Raw genomic sequence first — 17547 nt, 5'->3', positions numbered from 1 at the left:
CATGAGTATCGGGCTCGACGAGGCGCTTCAACTGACCCGTACCGGCGACGTCTGGGTCTTCCGTGGCCGCACGATGCCGGACCGGGCGATCCAGCTGACCACGAACAGCCCCGTCAACCACGTCGGCATGTCCGTCGTCCTCGACGACCTGCCGCCACTGATGTGGCACGCCGAGCTCGGCCGGTCGCTGCCCGACCTGTGGTCCGGCGGCCACCAGCGCGGCGTCCAGCTGCACGACCTGCGGGACGCGGTCTGCCACTGGGCCAACCGGTACGGCCAACGGGCCTGGCTGCGCCAGCTCGAACCCGAGGCGAGCCGGCAGATGGAGGACGCGGTCCTGCGTACCGTCGCCCGGCTGGACGGCACCCCGTTCCCGTCGACGGCGCAGCTGTTCGGGCGGTGGCTGCGCGGCCGGGTGCCGGCGGTGCGCCGGGACGGCCGGGACGGCCGGGCCGGTCGGGACGCCCGGCTGGAGACCGCCTACTGCGCCGAGGTCGTCGCGGTCACGTACGAGGCCATGGGCCTGCTCCCGGCCGGGCGCCGGCCGAACTGGTACGACCCCGGCCGGTTCTGGAGCGGCGACGACCTCCGCCTGTCCGACGGCTCGCGGCTCGGGGCCGAGATCGCCGTACAGATCCCCGCCGGGAAGGCCCGGTAGCCGACCCCGAGCAGGTGACCCGCAGCCACGAGCTGGAGGGCGCGTGGTGGGCCGACTTCGCGATCACCGGCCCGTGGGGCCGGTGACGGTGGGCAGCGCCCGGGTGGCGAGCGGCGCGAGCCAGAGGCAGCGACTCGGTACCGGGCCGACGCGACGTACCTCCTCGGCGTAACCAGCGGTGTAGCGGCCGCTGCCGTCGCTGTCGAAGTACGCGTGCGACTCGTAGGCGACCCGGCCGAGTGGGTCGCGGACCCAGGCGTGGGGGTGCATCTGCCCCCACGCCGGCGGGCCCATCGGCAGGTACCCGCTGATCATCACCGCGGTGGTGGAGCCGGTACGGCGGATCGCGTCGACGGACTGCTGCGCGGCCCGTTCCCAGATCAGCGCCCCCGCCCGGCCGGCGGCGGCCAGCCGGGTCGGTTCGTTCAGGATGGTGAACGCGACGACCGACGGCTCGTCGGCGACGGCCCGCGCCATCCGCTTCCAGAAGTCGGCCAGGGCGGTGGTCGGCAGCTGGGGCGATCCGAGCAGCAGGCGGTGGATCTGGCCGTGCGCCCCGCCACCGGCGGCGAAGTCGCCGTAGTTGTGCAGATCCAAGACGACCGCTAGGTGCGCCCGGTCGGCCCGGTCGAGCGCGGCGCGCACCCGGGTCAGCTCGTCAAGGTCCAGCGGCCCGAACGGTACCGGCTGGAGCCGTTCCCAGCTCACCGCGAGCCGTACCAGTCGCACGCCCCGCGCGGCAAGGTCACGGTACGTGCCGGAGGCCTCGTACCCGTACTCGAAGCCGTACCGGCCGGGGTTGCCCGCGCCGAAGGCGACATTCGTGTCAGCCGCTCCGAACGAGCCGTATGCCAGGTTGACCCCGCGCAGGTAACGGCCGGTACTGGGGTGCCGCGTCAGGACGGCCGCCTGCGGTCCCGGTACGTTCACCTCCGACGGATCGGGGCCCGACCGGTAGATCGCCATCGGATAGTCCGCCGGCCACGATCCGGCCGCCCATGCCGTCACCGGCAGGCCGATCCGGTCAGCCGCGGTGTACCAGGTATCGGCCAGCGCGTTCCACTGCCGACTGTCCCTGTTGGACGGCCAGCCGACCTCACCGATGAAGCCGGAGACCCCGTTGCGTCGCAGCCAGCCGGCGAAGTTGGCCAGGCCGGCCACGGCTTTGGCCTGGGCCCCGTCACTCACGCACACCTTGCGCACCGCCGGCTGCGGCGGGCCTGCGGGTATGACCAGCACAGCCAGTAAGCCCACCACGGCTGCCACGTACGCGACCGGCGCCGCGAGCGGCCGCAGCGACTCCGACGCCACCCGGGCGTAGCGCGTGAGCAGGAAGCGAGCGTCTCTCGCGCCACGACGAACCCGGTCGGGGATCGGGGATCGGTCGCGGCGAGGCGGGCGTTCGTGGCGGGCCTGTCGAGTTATGACGCTGGGGCCTACCCGGGCTGCGACGGCACTAACTCACACCCTCACGGGAGCCCAACGAACGGTACGCAGGTCAGGACCGTACCGTCGCCGTCCAGTCGGCAAGCAGACTGACGAGACCTTCGAGCCGGTGCAGCGCCTGGGTTCCCGAACGGTCCCGGCCGTACTGCGGGTGACCGAACGACCCGTCGCGGACCACCCGGCCGAGCACGGCCGGGCCGAACCAGCTGTACTTCGCCGCTCCGCACGCCGCGATGGCGTGCCGCACCGTGTCGGGTGAGCCCGTCCAGCCGCCGTCCCGCAGCCCGGCGAGGTACCCGTCGGTGACGCCGGCGGTGATCTCCGGCAGCAACGTCGCGTCCATCAGGCCGTCGGCGACGCTGTCCACGATGAGGTTGGCGATGTCCTCGCCGAGCCCGCCCTCGCCGGTGAAGGACCAGTCCAGCAGTACGGTCGACGTCTGGTCCCCGATCAGGTTGGAGGGCCACACGTCGAGGTGGCACAGGGTCCTCGGCGTCGCCTCAGCGACCGCGAGGACCGTGTCGCGCCGCGTCCACAGATCCCTCAGTCGTCGGCATACCTCACCCGGCCACGCCTCGGCGGCCGGGTGGTCCCAGTACCCGTCGTCGACGCTCACCCGCCGGCTCGGCCCGCTGGCCAGGTACTGCGCCAACCATCGCCGGGACAGCCACGGCAGCGGCGGGACCCGGTCGACCCACCCGGCCTGGGCCGCCCCCAACCGGTATGCGAACTGCGCCAGCCGGGGCACCGTCCAGGTGGTGCCCGGCGCGCCCGCCGCCTCGGCCAGCCACAGTTCGACCGCGCCGTCGGGGCGTTCGCTCACCTCCAGCAGGGCCGGTGCCGCGATGCCCGCGTCGGCGTAGGCGGTGGCGGCGAAGCCGGTCGTGTAGGCCAGGACCTCGCGCCGCCAGTAGTTCCAGTGGCTCGGCTCGTCGCTGGTCTGCCACGCCGGAGAACCGACCGGTTCGACGGACGGTGGACGCGCGATTTTGAGGACCGCGGCGCCGAGCGTGCCCCGTACCCGCCAGATGCCGCCGGTCGCGGCGTTGCCTTCGTTGTGGGTGAGCGGCTCCGCCGGCTCCACCGGCGTCCCGAGCGCCGCCGGTAGCGCCCGGAAGGGCTGTTCGGTGTCCACCGGCTAAACGATGCCATGATCGGCAAATGGTTCATCGATAGCCTCCCGTCTGCGATGGACTCTGCGGCCAGGGTCGTCGCGGACGGGGCGTTCGGCAATGATGATGTTATGGTCACGTGCCGGATACTGAAATTTTACGACCACGATTAAATATTTCAGAGGTGCCGGAATGTCGCCGTCCTCGACCCAAGCGTCGCCGTCCTCGAAAGGGCCGCCGTCCTCGAAAGGAAGGCCGGCGAAAAGCCGCGAGCCGGACGCCCAACTGCTCTCCGACCGCGCGTACGAGGCCATCCGCAACAAGCTGGTGACGCTGGAGATAGCGCCCGGCGCCCCGATCGACGAGGAACGGCTCGCCACCGAGCTGGGGGTCGGGCGGACGCCGGTCCGCGCCGCGATCAAGCGGCTCGCGTACCAGAAGCTCGTGGTCATCCGGCCGCGCAGTGGAACGTTCGCCGCCGAGATGGACATCGCCGACCTGGAGGCGATCTGCGAGATCCGGGAGCGGCTCGAGGGCCTGGCCGCCGAGCGCGCCGCCCTGCGGGCCCGGTACGAGGAGCGGCAGGAGCTCCGTCAACTGTTGGAGCGGCTCGACACCGTCTCCGGGCACGACGAGCTTCTCGATCTCGACACGGCGATCCACCGTACGGTGTACCGGCTCACCCACAACGCGTACCTGCTGGACGTGCTGACCACGAACCTCGACCAGTCCCTGCGGATCTGGAACCTCGCCCTCGAACGCCTGCCCCACCTGGGCGAGCACGTCCGCGGTCAGGCGGACGTCATCCGCGCGATCCTCGACCGTGACCCGGCCCGCGCCCGTGAGGCGGCCGAGAACCACGTCCGGGCGTTCGAGGAGGACGTCCGCGAGATGTTCTGACCGCTCACAGGGCCAGGCAGAGCCGGTACGCGTCGTACACGGCGGCGTGGACGTTGCGGCTCGCCACCGCGTCCCCGATCCGGAACAGCTGGTACCGCCCGTCCGGGTTGCGCCGCACCCGCTGCGGACGCAGGTCGAGCAGCGCGGCCTGGTCGACCTCGCCGCCGTTGGACGATCCCGCCACCAGCGAGAAGTACAGCTCGTCCTGGGGCAGTGTGCCGTGCTCGACCACCACGTGGTCGACCACCCGTTCCCGGCTGATCCCGGCGTACTCGTTGTACAGCTGCGCGACCAGACGCCCGTCGCGCCGCTCGACGCCCACGAGCCGGTGGTTCAGCGTCACGCGTACGTCGTGCGCCGCGAACGCCGTGAAGTACCCCGGGTAGTTCATGCCGCCCACGTCGGGCGCGAGGATCCGTTCCGGCGTGACGAACTCCAGCCGCGCCCCGCCGGCGGCCAGCGCCTCCGCCGCGTCCAGACCGGGGTGACCACCGTTGTCGTCGTACAGCAGCACCTCGCCGGTGGCCCGCAGCGACCCGCTCAGCACGTCCCAGGTGTCCGACACCAGCTCGGCACCGGCCGTCAGGAACTCCGTGTTCGGCAGGCCGCCAGTAGCCACGACGACCACGTCCGGCTCCTCTGCCAGGACGTCGGCGGCCTCGGCGTACACGTTGTAGCGGAGGTCCACGCCGAGGTGCTTGCACTCGTCCACCCGCCAGTCGACGATGCCCATCATGTCGCGGCGGCGCGGCAGCGACGCCGACAGGCGCACCTGGCCCCCGGCAAACCCGTTCGCCTCGAACACCACGACACGGTGGCCCCGCTCGCCGAGGACGCGGGCCGCCTCCAGGCCGGCCGGACCGGCGCCGATGACCACCGCCTTGCGGGCCGGCCCGGCGGTGGCGGGTACCAGGTGCGGCAGCCGGTCCTCCCGGCCGGTGGCGGGATTGTGGATGCACTTGGCGTCGCTGGCCTGGTAGATCGCGTCGAGGCAGTACCCGGCGCCCACGCAGGGGCGGATCCGGTCCTCCTCGCCGGCCCGGACCTTGGCGACGATGTGCGGGTCCGCGATGTGCGCGCGGGTCATGCCGACGAGGTCCAGCAGCCCCTCGCGGATCGCGTACCGGGCCGTCGCCACGTCGTTGATGCGCGCCGCGTGCATCACCGGTACGCCCACGGACCGCCTGACCTCTCCGGCGAACCGCAGGTGCGGGGCGGAGGGCGTACCCATCGGCGGGATGACCCGCGCCAACCCCTCGTCGGTGTCGATGTGGCCCCGGATGACGCTGATGAAGTCGACGCCCTCCGCGACCACCCGCCGCGCGATCGTGAGCCCCTCCTCGCTGCCGAGGCCGCCCGGCATGTCCTCGTCGAGCGACATGCGCATGCCGACGGCGAGGTCCGGTCCGACGGCCTCGCGGACGGCGCGGATCACCCGCAGCGGGAAGCGCAGCCGGCCTTCGAGGTCGCCGCCGAACTCGTCGTCGCGGCGGTTGGTGGCCGGCGACCAGAAGCCGTCGAGGAGGTGGCCGTACGCCTCGAACTCCACCCCGTCGAGGCCGCTCTCCCGGCAGCGCGCCGCCGCATCGGCGTACGCGCGGACGATCCGGTCGAGGTCCCACGGCTCGGCGGTCTTCGGGAAGGCCCGGTGAGCGGGCTCCCGCAACGGCGACGGCGCGACCACGGGCAGCCAGTCCCCCGCGTAGTTGCTGGTACGCCGGCCCAGGTGGGTGATCTGGCACATCACGTGGGCGCCCGCCTCGTGTACGGCGTCCGCCAACTCTGCCAGCCACGGCACGATCTCGTCCTTGTACACGTGCAGGTTTCCGAAGGCGGCCGGGCTGTCCGGCGCGACGATGGCGGAACCACCGATCATCGTCAGCCCGATCCCGCCCTTCGCCTTCTCCACGTGGTAACGGCGGTACCGCTCCTTCGGCATGCCCTCTTCGGAGTAGGCGGGCTCGTGGGAGGTGCTGACCACCCGGTTGCGGAGCCGGAGGTTCTTGAGCTGGAACGGCTCCAGGAGCGGATCCACGAGGCGGGCCATTCCGGTCACACCGTCGCCAGCGGTGCCCGGTCGCCCTCGGCGCCGAGGGCGGCGTCCTTGGTCTCCTCGGCCCAGGCGATGCAGACGACGAGCCCGACCAGGGTGATCACGGCGCCGACGAGCATCGTGGGGCCGGCGCCGATCTTGGTCAGGGACTGCGGAAGCAGGTAGGTGCCGATCGCGGCCCCGATGCGGCTGATCCCGGTGGAGATGCCGACCGCCGTGGCCCGCACGTTGGTCGGGAACAGTTCGTTCGGGTACGTCCACTCGAGGATGTTGGGGCCGCCCGAGAACAGCGCGTAGAGGCAGAAGCACGTGATGATGACGGCCGCGGGCGCGGTCGGCACGATGCCGAGCACCGCGAGCGGGATGACCATCAGGACGAAGGACCAGATGATCAGAGGGCGGCGTCCCCAGGCGTCCACCCACCGCAGCGCCGGGACGCAGCCGATGAGGAACAGCAGGCTGATCAGGGCCGAGCCCAGGTAGGCCAGGGTCCCCTCGTTCAGGCCGAACGCCTCCAGGATGATCGGGCCGAACGTGTAGATCGCGAACAGCGGGGTCACCTGACACAGGTAGAACAGGCCGCAGAAGGCCATCCGGCGCAGATAGACGCCCCGGAACACGTCACTGAACCGGCCGCGACGCCCGCCCGTACCCGCGGTCTCCGCAGCCAGCACCGCGTCGACGTCCACCGAGTCGCCGAAGACCTTCGCGACAACCTCGCGGGCCTTGTCGAGCCGGCCGTGCTGGGCCAGCCAACGCGGGGATTCGGGGGTACCCATCCGCATCAACAGGATGACCAGGCCCGGCACCGCCGCGCTGCCCAGCATCCACCGCCACAGGCCGTCCCCGCCGAACTCGATCATCAGGTAGCCCACGGCGTAGGCGGCGGTGGCGCCGATGTACCAGAACAGGATGAGCGCGCCGAGCATCTTGCCCCGGTTGCGTCGCGGTAGCCACTCCGCCAGGAGCGCGGTGGCGATGGGGTAGTCCGCGCCGATGGCCAGCCCCAGGATGAACCGGAGCAGGATGACCTGCCAGGCCGAGTCGGCGAAGGCGCTCAGCACCGACGCCACCACCAGCACGATCAGGTCGACCGTGTACATGACCTCGCGGCCGATCCGGTCGGTGAGCCGGCCGAAGATGATCGCGCCGACGAAGATTCCGACCAGGGCGGCCGCGCCGACCGCGCTGAGCGCCGAGACGCTGAGGTTCAGGTCGGTCGTCATGCCGGTGGCGGCCACGCCGACGATGCTCAGGATGTAGCCGTCCAGGAACGGGCCTCCGGAGCACCGGTACATCAGGCGCTTGTGAAACGGGGTCAACGGCGCGTCGTCGATGCTGGTTATCGGTGTGGCGGGACCGGCCATGGTGGCTCCTCGATCGCTCGCAGGCAGGAGGGAAACCGCTCTGAAATATCTGAATAAAGATCTGATACATCAGAGTGGAGCGAACGTATTTCAGCCACTACCCCAAGTCAAGACTTCTCCGGCCGGCATGTTTAGGGCCCCTCTCCGGTGGGCCTTAAGCCTCGTACCGCCACGAGGAGGTTGTGATGTCGACGCCGGCTCAAGTCAGCGTCCGTCGATGCGCTGACGGCGTCGCGCTGGTCAGCGCGCGCGGCGAGTTCGACCTGCGCACCGCCGACCTGCTTCGACAGGCCCTGGCCGACGCGCTCGTACCGGGGCCCGACCGACTGGTGGTCGACGTCGGCGGCGTGACCTTCATGGACTCCATGGGCCTGCGCGCCCTGGTGGGCGGCTACCGCACGGCCCGCCGGCAGAACACTCCGTTCGTCGTGGACAACCCCAGTGCCTTCATGCGGTACAAGCTGGACACCGTCGGTCTGGCCGAGATCCTCGGGATGGCGGCCACCGCCTCGGCGTGACTCCGTTGTTACTCAGTGCAATATTCGGCACCGTTGGGTAACGCCGGAGAATGGACCTGAGCTGGTCGACGTACGAGATGCACGGGGCCGCCGTCCTCGCCCTGTCCGGTGGACTCTGCTCGGACACCGTGCTGACGGTGGAGCCCGAGGTGGCCCGCCTGCTGGCTGGCGACCAACGGGTACTGGTGGTGGACCTCGCCGAGGTCGAGGAGTGTGACTCGGCCGGGCTGGCGATGCTGGACGCGTGTGACCGGGCGTGCACCGCGGCCGGGGTGGAGCTGCGGCTGTCAGCCCCGCAGGAACTCATCTACCAGGGATTGCACACCCGCGGACTGACCTCGCGACTACGGGTGTTCGGGAGCCTGGACGGCGCGACCCGGGGCGACGCCCTGGATCTGCGGTAGCGCCCGACACCCTCCTCACGATCACCCGGGCCGTTGAAGGCCGATCGTGGTTGCGATGTCACAATCTTTTCCCGCGGACACGCATCGGGCATGGTCGCGACCCGTGGCCGGCCAGCCCGCGAACTTCGCGAGCGTGACGTTTTCGGACGCGGTGACGCCTACTAGAGGTACATGGCGTTACTGCGTGGCGAGGGAGTCCTGGTGACAGAAGGTAATCCGTCGGCAATGCGGCCGACGGATCTGTCTCCGCTGGTCTCCGCCGCGCGGAACGGCGACGAGACGGCGTTCCGCGGCCTGTACCGGGCGGTTCAGCCTGGCCTGCTCCGCTATCTGCGGGCCCTGGTCGGCGATGACGCCGAGGATGTCGCCTCCGAGACCTGGCTGCAGGTCGCCCGGGACATGCGCTCCTTCCGGGGCAAGGACGAGTTCCGGGCTTGGGTGGCCAGGATCGGCCGCAACCGGGCCATGGATCACCTGCGCCACCAGCGCCGGCGTCCGGCGGTCACCGTCCCGGTGGAGGACCTGGTGGAGCTGCCCGGCCGTGGGGACACCGCCGAGAGCGCCACGGAATCGATCTCGACCGACGCGGCGCTGGCGCTGATCCGGTCACTCCCCCGCGACCAGGCCGAAGCGGTACTGCTTCGCGCCGTGGTCGGTCTCGACGCCGAGACCGCCGGGAAGGTCCTGGGCAAGCGGGCCGGGGCCGTGCGGACCGCCTCCTACCGGGGGCTGCGCCGGCTCGCCGAACGCCTCGACCAACTCGCCGCCGCCCGGGACGACGCCCTCCCGGACGAGAGTGTGACAGAAATGTGGGCCACGGCGCCTACTGAGACGAGATGAACAACCAGCCACCCCGCCACATCGACCGTCGCACCGCCGAGCAACTACTCAGCGGGGCGCCGATGGGCGCACGCCACCCGCACCCGCCGCTGGCGGCCGTGCTGACCGCGGCGGCCGTGCCCGGCCGGCCAGGCGAACTCACGAGCGAGGACGTCAGCGCCTCGGCGTTCCGCACGGCCGCGATGCAGCCCGGCGGGCAGCCGGGTCGGCTATCCGTGATCCGAAGTGCGGTGATGAGGGTACTCACCGTCAAGGTGATCGCGGTCGCCGCCGCTACCACCACCGTGGGCGGAGTGGCGCTGGCGGCCGGCGTGGGCACGCTGCCCAATCCGTTGACACCGCCCGCTCCGGCCAGCTCCGCCGGCTTCTCCGCGGCGCACCCCGCCGTCACCACGCGCAGCCCGGGCAAGGTCGACGGGTCGACCGGCCCGCGGAAATCCCACGGACCCGACGCTTCGAAGCCCCCCTCGCCGGCGGTGGTCGGGCTGTGTCGCGCCTACCTCGCCGGCAACAACGCCAAGAAGCGCGAGCAGATGCTCGCCAATCCCGCATTCTCGACGCTGGTCACGGCGGCCGGCGCCAAGGACAAGGTCGACGGGTTCTGCCAGGCCCTGCTGGCCGCGACGCCGTCGGCCAGTGGCAGCGCCAGCCCCAACACGGGCCCCGGTGCCGGCAAAGGCGACAAGAAAGGCTCCGGCAACAACGAGGGCTCGGGCAACCAGACCGGCAACAACACCGGCTCCGGCAACAAACTGAGCGCCAACAGCACCACGCAGCCCGCCACGAGCTCCTCACCCTGATCCTGACCCCGGCGGGCCGCACCCCCAGGCCGCCCGCCGGTCCGGCTCACCCCGTGGAGCCGGACCCCGCTGGGGGAGGGCGCTCCCCGCCCTCCCCCAGCCCCCCCGCCGATCCGACACGCACCCTGTCTCGGCCGACAGGACCCCCGTCACCGTCCGGCGCCCGCGAACCACCACGTCGGCGTCGACCTTTCGGCGACCGCTACCGGACCCACGGGCTGCTCACACCGCGACGAACGCGGTACCCGCCGGAATCTTCATCCGAACGTATTCCCCCGAAAGTGGGCATAAGCGGTGACATCCGTCGCGACAGTGACGCCAGACAGAGCAGGAGGTAGGACCCATGACGAACAGACGTACCCTGCTGGCGGACGTGGCGGAGCTCGGCAACGTGCTCCGCGCGATGGACGAGTGGGAGGCGGCCGGCGGCGACGTCACCAGCGCCCAGGGCCGGCGAAGCTTCGTCGACAACCTGGACGACGGCGCGACCGACGAACTGTCCGGCCTGGCACTCACCAAACTGGCGCGCCTCGTGTCCGAGGAGCAGCGCCGCATGTTCGACGAGAGGCACACCGACGACACGTCCGTGACGGTGCCCGGCCCTCTCCCCACACCGCGCCAGCGGTACCGGCCGGTGGCGGTCTGAGATCCATGGCCAGAATGGTCATCGCAGACGACGACGCGGACCTGCTCGCAGCGTTCGCCCGGACGCTCGCGCGCGCGGGGCACGATGTGACGGCATGCCCGGACGCCGACGCCGCACTCACCCAGATCCGCGCCCTCGGGCCGGATCTGGTCCTCACCGACATCGAGATGCCACCCGGCATGTCCGGGCTGGAAATGGTCGCCGCGATCAGAGCCGACCCCGAGATCGCCGACATCCCGATCATCGTGGTGACCGGCGGCCGGATCCGCGCCGAGACAGCCGGCACGTTGGGCGCCACGCTGCTGCTGCACAAGCCGCTCTCACCCGCCGGTCTGATCGCCCACGTGGAGGCCGTGCTCGCCGGCGGCCCGGTCACTCCGCCCGGCGTAGCGACCCTCCGGATCGGGCCCGGCGTAGTCGCCAAGACCGACGCAGAGGAGCCATCCGAACACGCAGAGAAATCAGACGATTACGGACAGAAGTAGTAATTCGCCTGTCCTAGTGAACTTGGTCGGCGCCTGCCACGTTCGACCGGCCGCTCTCACTATCGTCAGGCCGACCGTCGTTGCCAGGTCGCCTGGTGCGGCCGCGGCGGTCGCCGTCGAATCACGGATGTGAACCGGGGAACCACTACCCACTGGGGTGAATCCGCGCGTGCGCGGTAGGGCGACACTTCCCGCCCGAACCCGTCAGCTAACCCGGTAGGCGGTACGAGGAAGAGGAGCTGCCCTCTGTGGCACCGCACACGCCTGGCAACCGGCCCCGCCGAAGACCGCTGCGGGTACTGGTAGCCGCCGCCACCGTCGCGCTGACGGCCGTCCTGTTTCCGGCGGCGCACGCCAACGCGGACCCCGACCAGGGGACCGTCGAGGCGCAGATCGACAAGGCGTGGAACGAGCTCGAACCCCTGGTCGAGCAGTACAACAGGGTCCACGGCGAGTTGCAGGCCAACCAGGCCAGGGCCGCCGAACTCCAGCAACGGATCCTGCCGTTGCAGGTACAGGTGGACGCGGCGATGGCGAAGGTCAGCGACATCGCGGTCCAGGCGTACAAGGGCCGCGGTACCTCGACCCTGAACGCCCTGCTCGAAAGCGGATCGCCGGCCACGCTCGCCCAGCAGTTGTCGGTGCTCAACGCCCTGGCCCACGACAAGCGGGTACAGATCAGCGACGTGACCGCCGCGCGCGACCGGTACGCCGCCGACAAGAGGGTCATCGACGACCTGATCGCGCAGCAGCGCCGCCAGGACGCGGACCTCGCCGCCCGGAAGGCGCGGATCGAGAGCCAGCTCGCCAACCTGCAGGCGCTGCGCCAGCAGGTGACGACGGCCGCCGCGACGAACCTGCGACCCGTGGCCTGCCCCGTCGAGTACTCCGGCGGCCGGGGCGGCGCGGCGGCCAAGGTCGCCTGTGGACTGATCGGCAAGCCGTACATCTGGGCGGCGGCCGGGCCGTACGGCTACGACTGCTCCGGCCTGACGCTGACGGCCTGGTCCACCGCCGGGGCCACGCTCGGGCACTACACCAACTGGCAGTGGCAGCAGACCAAGCCGGTCAACCGCGCCGACCTGCGCCCGGGCGACCTGGTGTTCTTCTTCCGGGATCTGCACCACGTGGGCATGTACGTCGGCGGCGGCTGGATGGTGCACGCACCCCAGACCGGAGACGTCGTACGCATGGCAAAGATCGACGTGCTGCCCATCGCCGGGTTCCGCCGCCCGGGCTGACAAGCCGAACTCCCCGCCCGGCTGAGTACCGGCGGCCGGCGCCGGCCGCCGGTACTCAGCCCCCACCGACGGCCGGCGGCGGTACGTCCAGCCGCAGCGGTACGTCCAGTCGCAGCGTGGTACCCGCCCCGGGGCCGCTGCGCAGCGTCAACGCTCCCCCGAGCAGTTCGGCGCGCTCCCGCATGCCGGCCAGCCCGTAGGTCGGCGCGGCCCGCTCCGCCACCTCCGCCGGGTCGAATCCCCGCCCGTCGTCGGAGACGGTCAGGACCACGCCACCCGGCTCGACCTCCAGCCGGACCGTCGCGGTCCGCGCCCCGGCGTGCTTGACGACGTTCTGCAGCGCCTCCTGGGCGATGCGGTACACGGCGGTCTCCACGTGCTCGGGCAGCCGGCAGGGCGACGCCTCGACGTGTACCTCCACATGGGGCAGTGAGCCGGCCAGGCTCTCCAGGCTCGCGGTCAGGCCGAGGTCGTCGAGGACCGGCGGGCGCAGGCCGGCGATCGCGAAGCGGGTCTCGTCCAGCGCCGCCTCGGCCAGCCGCTGGGCCCGCGCGATCTGGCCGGCGGCGTACACCGGGGCGTACGGGAGGGCGTCGGCGGCAGCGGACAGGTGGAAGCTGAGGCTCACGATCCGCTGACTGATCCCGTCGTGGATGTCCCCTGCCAGCCGGCGCCGCTCCGCCTCCTGGCTCTGTACCACCCGCTCGGCGAAGCGCTCCAGCGCCTCCTCGCGCTCGGCCAGCCGCTGGTGCAGCCGGGCGTTCTCGATGGCGCCGGCCATCAGCCCGGCGACCGTACCGAGCAGCCGCACGTCGACGTCGGTGAACTCGCGGCGACGCCGGCTGTGCACGTTGAGCACGCCGACGAGGTGTCCGGTCGGGGTGGTGACCGGTACCGAGGCCAGCGACGTGAAGTCCTCGCCACGCAGGGCCGGGATGTACTTGTACCGGTGGTCGGCGAGCTTGTTGTCGACGATGACGACGGGTTCGCCGTGCGCGGCCACCCACCCGGCCACCCCCTCCCCCACGGCAAGTTCGATGTGCCCCGCGAGGGCGTCGAACGGCGGCGTCGCGCCGCGCAGGTGCAGGCGCCGCCCGGTGTCGTCCAGCACGTGTACGAAGCAGACGTCCGTCGCGGTGGTCTCGATGATCAGCGCGGCGACGGCCCGGACGATCGCGTCCAGGTCGAGGCCGGTCGAGATGGTCTCGATGATCCGGGAGAGCAGCCGGGCCTCCTGTGCGGCGTCGGTCAACCCGAGGCCGGTCACCGGAGGACGCCGTTCTTCATCGGAAGACCCCCTCGCGCAGCGCGACGGCGACCGCGGCGGCCCGGTCGGAGACGCCGAGCTTGCGGTACACGGCACGGACGTGGCTCTTGACCGTCTCCTCGCCGATGGTGAGCCGGGCGCCGATCGCCCGGTTGGACTGCCCTGCCACGAGCAGCGCGAGGACCTCGCTCTCCCGCTGGGTCAGGCCCAGGTGCGCACCCGGCCAGAAGCGCTGGCTGTGCAGGCGGGCGGCGGACAGCGCCACCCGCCCCGCGAGCGTCGGGTCGATCAGCACCTCCCCCTCACAGATGCGGGTCAGGTAGTCGACCAACTCACCGCCGCGTACCCGTTTGAGCAGGAAGCCCGAGGCGCCCAGCCGCAGCGCCTGGTAGAGGTACTGCTCGTCGTCGTACACGGTCAGGAAGACGACCTTGCACTCCGGCCGGCGGCGGAGGATGTCGGCGCACAGGTCGAGCCCGCTGCTGTCCTTGAGGCGGACGTCGAGCAGCACCACGTCGGGCTCGCACTGGACGACGAGGTCGAGCGCCTGGGCGGGCTCCCGGGTCTCCGCGACGATCTCGACCCGGTCGGAGTACGGGGCCAGCATCGCCCCCAGACCGTCAAGCACCATCTGGTGGTCGTCGACGGCCATCAGCCGAAGCAGCGAACGACTGCTTCCCATCCTGACAGGGTACGTACGCTTGCCCCGGTAACCGAGTGACAGGAGTGAATTCCCCGTGGTGGGGGAGGTCGTTTCCCCCCTCTACTCCACCCCGCTGGAAGGATGCCCCGAGCCCCGCCCGTGCCCTACGGTGACCATCCAGGCACGGAGGTGAAGGGGCATGAGGCCAGCCATACTCGGAATCGCCGGCGACAGCGCCGCCGGCAAGACGACCTTCACCGATGGACTGCTCCAGATCCTCGGGCACGGCCGCGTCGGACAGCTGTGCACCGACGACTACCACCGCTACGACCGGGTCCGCCGCCGCGAGCTGGACATCACCCCGCTGCACGCGGAGTGCAACCACATGGACATCCTGGCGCAGCACCTGCGGCTGCTCGCGGCCGGAGAGCCGCTGCTCAAGCCGGTGTACGACCACCGCAACGGTACGTTCGCCGCTCCCGAGTACCTCGCACCGCGGCAGTTCATGGTGGTCGAGGGGTTGCTGTCGTTGACCACCAGGGCGATGCGCAACTGCTTCGCGGTGACGGTCTACCTCGACCCGGCGGAGGAGCTCCGTCGCGTGTGGAAGGTTCGCCGCGACTGCGCCGCCCGCGGGTACACCCCGGAAGAGGTCGTCGCGGAGCTGAAGCGGCGCGAGCCGGACTCGGCGGCGTTTGTACGCCCGCAGCGCGACACCGCCGACATCGTGGTGCGGTTCCAGCCGGTCGAGGGGTCGGTCGACGACTCCCGGCTGGCCCTGTCCATGGTGCTGCGCCCGACGATCTCGCACCGCGCCCTCACCGAACTGGTCGACAAGGCGGCGGCGGACGGCTGCGGTTCGGTACGGCTGCGGCTGGGCCGGGACGCGGGCCACCCGGTCGACCTGTTCGACGTGGACCGCGACATCTCCCGGGAGGAGACCAGGCACCTGGAGTCGCTGCTGTGGGACCGGATGGACTTCGACCACCACGTACAGCGCCGCACGATCGGCATGTTCCTGGAGGGCAACCGGCGGCGCCACTCCGACCCGCTCGCCATCGGGCAGCTCTTCATCGCGTACCACCTGCTCACCGCGGCCGCGAGTACGGACCGATGAGCAGCGTGCTGCTCGCCGGCGGGCCGGTCACGACCCTGGCGGCGTACCGGGCCGCCGGCGGCGGGGAGGCGCTCTCCATCACGCTGCGGGTACCGCCCGACGTGGTCATCGACGAGGTGCGGCGCTCCGGGCTGCGCGGTCGGGGCGGGGCCGGCTTTCCCACCGGGGTCAAGTGGTCGGCGATCAGCGAGCACCCGTGTCCGACGAGGTTCGTGGTGTGCAACGCGGCGGAGGGCGAGCCGGCGACGTTCAAGGACCGGTGGCTGCTGGGCCACAACCCGTACCAGGTGCTCGAAGGGCTCGCGATCGCCGCGTACGCGGTCGGCGCGGCCTGCGCGTACGTCGCGGTCAAGGGCGGGTACCGGCACGAGCTGGCGGTCCTGCGGCGCGCGGTCGAGGAGATGGAGCGGGCCGACCTGCTCGGCCCGGTACCGGTCACGATCACCGCCGGCCCGGACGAGTACCTCTTCGGGGAGGAGAAGGCCCTCCTCGAGGTACTGGAGAACAGCGAGCCGCTCCCCCGGATCCTGCCCTCGTACCAGGTGGGCCTGTTCGCCCGGCCCGGCTCGCCGAACCCGACCCTGGTGAACAACGTGGAGACGCTGGCGAACGTGCCGCGCATCGTCCGCGACGGTGCCGAGCATTTCCGTCTACTAGGGACCGACCGTTCGCCGGGCACGATGCTGTTCACGCTCTGCGGGGACGTCCGGCGACCCGGCGTCTACGAGCTGCCGCTCGGCGTACCGCTGCGGACCCTGCTGTACGACGTGGGCGGCGGACCGCCCGGCGACGAGGACCTCAAGGCGGTGTTCCCCGGCGTCTCGCACGGCGTGCTCGACCGGCGCCGGTTCGACACCCCGCTGGAGTTCGACGCGCTGCGGGACGCCGGGTCCGGCCTCGGCTCGGGCGGCTTCCTGGCCCTGGACGGCTCCGGCTGCGTCGTCGCGGCCACCCTGGCCTGCTCGCGATTCCTCTACGTCGAGTCGTGCGCGCAGTGCCCCGCCTGCAAGAACGGATCGCACGACATCAGCGCGATCCTGGCGCGCATCGAGCGCGGCGACGGCGAAGAGGACGACCTGGCCGCGCTGGCCGGCAAGTGCCGCAGCGTCACCGGCGGCCACCGGTGCGCCCTGCCGGTCGGCCACGCAGGCCTGGTACGCAGCAGTGTGGAGCAGTTCGCCGACGAGTTCGCCGCGCACCTGGGCCGGGCCTGCCCACGGCCGCGCGCGCTGCCGATTCCGAAGATCGTCGACTTCGACCGTACGGCCGGCCGGTTCAGGTACGACACCGGGTACGACCGGAAGCTGCCGGACTGGAGCTACGAACCGCTCGACACCGGCCAGGTGACGTCGATATGAAGGTCGGCGACCTGAGCAACGCGTACGTGGTGTCGGTGGGGCCCGGATGGTCCCTGCGCGACGCGGCCCGGCACATGGTGGAGCACCGGGTCGGCTCGGCGGTGGTACTGAACGAGGACAACCTGGTGGGGATCCTCACCGAGCGGGACGTCCTGCGGGCGGTAGCCGAGGGGATGGGGCTGGACGAGACCCGGGTCGAGAAACTGATGACCCGCGACGTGGTGACGGTCGAACCGGACTGGGAGATCTACGAGGCGGCGGCCGAGATGGCCGCGCACCACTTCCGCCATCTCATCGTGGCCGACGGGTCCGGGGTGCTCGGCGTCCTGTCCATCCGCGACCTGCTGCTCGCCGGGCAACGGGTGCCGCTGGCCGACGGCCACTGGGCGGTGCTGCGGGATCCGCTCACCTTCACGGTACGGGAGCGGCGGCGGCTCCAGCGCCAGCTGATCAGCCTGGGCGGCGGACCGCCGGACGAGCTGGACCTCGGTGAGCTGGTCGCCCTGCTGGTGGCGAGCTGGTCGCTGGACCTGCCGCTGCCCGGCGACGCCCCTGACGTGCTCGACCGGGTGCCGGCCGCCGACCTGGCGGCGGTACGCGCGGCCGTGCTGAGCGAGCTGCCCGAACTGCAGCGCGCCGTGCACCCGGCGCCCGGCTGGCGGCGCCGCCGATAGGGTGCTGCGGCGCGCTGC

18 protein-coding genes and 1 riboswitch are annotated in these 17547 nt (G+C 71.4%); of the genes, 12 read left to right on the top strand and 6 right to left on the bottom strand.

The genetic code is table 11. The features are described 5' to 3' along the window. The first annotated feature begins 1 nt into the window (after nt 1). On the top strand, nt 2–658 hold the full coding sequence (locus Pme01_RS21780) for a hypothetical protein (RefSeq protein WP_168117198.1): 657 nt from the start codon (nt 2–4) through the stop codon (nt 656–658). A 63-nt stretch (nt 659–721) separates the two neighbouring features. On the opposite strand, the gene Pme01_RS21775 is transcribed toward Pme01_RS21780, so the two are convergent. After that, nucleotides 722–1969: a glycoside hydrolase family 5 protein gene (locus Pme01_RS21775; RefSeq protein ID WP_168117199.1), complete on the bottom strand. Its 1248-nt coding sequence runs from the start codon at nt 1967–1969 to the stop codon at nt 722–724. Between the two features lie 187 nt (nt 1970–2156). Then, on the bottom strand, nt 2157–3239 hold the full coding sequence (locus tag Pme01_RS21770) for a phosphotransferase (protein ID WP_168117200.1): 1083 nt from the start codon (nt 3237–3239) through the stop codon (nt 2157–2159). A gap of 169 nt (nt 3240–3408) precedes the next feature. Here Pme01_RS21770 and Pme01_RS21765 point away from each other — a divergent pair, with 169 nt between their 5' ends. Further along, nucleotides 3409–4116, top strand: a complete 708-nt coding sequence (locus Pme01_RS21765) for a GntR family transcriptional regulator (RefSeq protein ID WP_168117201.1) — start codon at nt 3409–3411, stop codon at nt 4114–4116. A gap of 4 nt (nt 4117–4120) precedes the next feature. Here Pme01_RS21765 and Pme01_RS21760 read toward each other — a convergent pair whose 3' ends face one another. Together Pme01_RS21760 and Pme01_RS21755 are read right to left on the bottom strand one after the other, a co-directional pair. Next, nucleotides 4121–6163: an NADH:flavin oxidoreductase gene (locus Pme01_RS21760; RefSeq protein ID WP_168117202.1), complete on the bottom strand. Its 2043-nt coding sequence runs from the start codon at nt 6161–6163 to the stop codon at nt 4121–4123. Nucleotides 6164–6168: 5 nt separating this feature from the next. Next, the gene (locus Pme01_RS21755; RefSeq protein ID WP_203935792.1) at nt 6169–7536 is read right to left on the bottom strand and encodes an MFS transporter; all 1368 of its coding nucleotides are present in this window, start codon (nt 7534–7536) and stop codon (nt 6169–6171) included. Nucleotides 7537–7721: 185 nt separating this feature from the next. Here Pme01_RS21755 and Pme01_RS21750 point away from each other — a divergent pair, with 185 nt between their 5' ends. The 7 genes from Pme01_RS21750 to Pme01_RS21720 all read left to right on the top strand — a co-directional run bounded on the left by Pme01_RS21750 (nt 7722) and on the right by Pme01_RS21720 (nt 12470). Continuing rightward, nucleotides 7722–8054 carry an STAS domain-containing protein gene (locus Pme01_RS21750; protein ID WP_168117203.1) on the top strand — a complete coding sequence of 111 codons (333 nt, stop codon included), beginning with the start codon at nt 7722–7724 and terminating at the stop codon, nt 8052–8054. Nucleotides 8055–8104: 50 nt separating this feature from the next. After that, nucleotides 8105–8458, top strand: coding sequence for an STAS domain-containing protein (locus tag Pme01_RS21745; protein ID WP_168117204.1), 354 nt, complete (start codon nt 8105–8107; stop codon nt 8456–8458). Between the two features lie 225 nt (nt 8459–8683). Then, a complete protein-coding gene (locus Pme01_RS21740) occupies nt 8684–9298 on the top strand; it encodes an RNA polymerase sigma factor (protein ID WP_168117205.1) in 615 nt (204 codons plus the stop codon). Then, nucleotides 9295–10098, top strand: a complete 804-nt coding sequence (locus tag Pme01_RS21735; protein ID WP_168117206.1) for a hypothetical protein — start codon at nt 9295–9297, stop codon at nt 10096–10098. The genes Pme01_RS21740 and Pme01_RS21735 overlap by 4 nt, the downstream gene beginning before the upstream one ends. Before the next feature lie 343 nt (nt 10099–10441). Beyond that, a complete protein-coding gene (locus Pme01_RS21730; RefSeq protein ID WP_168117207.1) occupies nt 10442–10744 on the top strand; it encodes a hypothetical protein in 303 nt (100 codons plus the stop codon). Between the two features lie 14 nt (nt 10745–10758). Beyond that, the gene (locus Pme01_RS21725) at nt 10759–11229 is read left to right on the top strand and encodes a response regulator (RefSeq protein WP_168117208.1); all 471 of its coding nucleotides are present in this window, start codon (nt 10759–10761) and stop codon (nt 11227–11229) included. Between the two features lie 104 nt (nt 11230–11333). Then, a riboswitch (cyclic di-AMP (ydaO/yuaA leader) is annotated at nt 11334–11467 on the top strand. Between the two features lie 10 nt (nt 11468–11477). Next, a complete protein-coding gene (locus tag Pme01_RS21720) occupies nt 11478–12470 on the top strand; it encodes a C40 family peptidase (RefSeq protein WP_239088378.1) in 993 nt (330 codons plus the stop codon). A gap of 55 nt (nt 12471–12525) precedes the next feature. On the opposite strand, the gene Pme01_RS21715 is transcribed toward Pme01_RS21720, so the two are convergent. After that, nucleotides 12526–13737 carry a GAF domain-containing sensor histidine kinase gene (locus Pme01_RS21715; RefSeq protein WP_168117209.1) on the bottom strand — a complete coding sequence of 404 codons (1212 nt, stop codon included), beginning with the start codon at nt 13735–13737 and terminating at the stop codon, nt 12526–12528. Nucleotides 13738–13753: 16 nt separating this feature from the next. Further along, nucleotides 13754–14419, bottom strand: a complete 666-nt coding sequence (locus Pme01_RS21710; protein WP_168117210.1) for a response regulator — start codon at nt 14417–14419, stop codon at nt 13754–13756. A gap of 160 nt (nt 14420–14579) precedes the next feature. Between Pme01_RS21710 and Pme01_RS21705 the strand changes: the two genes are divergently transcribed. The 3 genes from Pme01_RS21705 to Pme01_RS21695 are packed head-to-tail and all read left to right on the top strand — an operon-like array spanning nt 14580 to nt 17529. Beyond that, nucleotides 14580–15497: a phosphoribulokinase gene (locus Pme01_RS21705; protein ID WP_168117211.1), complete on the top strand. Its 918-nt coding sequence runs from the start codon at nt 14580–14582 to the stop codon at nt 15495–15497. Further along, nucleotides 15494–16855, top strand: a complete 1362-nt coding sequence (locus Pme01_RS21700; RefSeq protein ID WP_168117212.1) for an NADH-ubiquinone oxidoreductase-F iron-sulfur binding region domain-containing protein — start codon at nt 15494–15496, stop codon at nt 16853–16855. Before Pme01_RS21705 ends, Pme01_RS21700 begins: the two co-directional genes overlap by 4 nt. After that, nucleotides 16852–17529 (top strand): CBS domain-containing protein, encoded by a 678-nt coding sequence (locus Pme01_RS21695; RefSeq protein ID WP_168117213.1) that lies wholly within the window; start codon nt 16852–16854, stop codon nt 17527–17529. Before Pme01_RS21700 ends, Pme01_RS21695 begins: the two co-directional genes overlap by 4 nt. Nucleotides 17530–17547: the final 18 nt, after the last annotated feature.

It is taken from the genome of Planosporangium mesophilum (genome assembly GCF_016863255.1).
Lineage (GTDB): Bacteria > Actinomycetota > Actinomycetes > Mycobacteriales > Micromonosporaceae > Planosporangium > Planosporangium mesophilum.
Note: the sequence above shows the minus strand (reverse complement) of the source record. Positions and strands in the feature narration are given on the sequence as shown.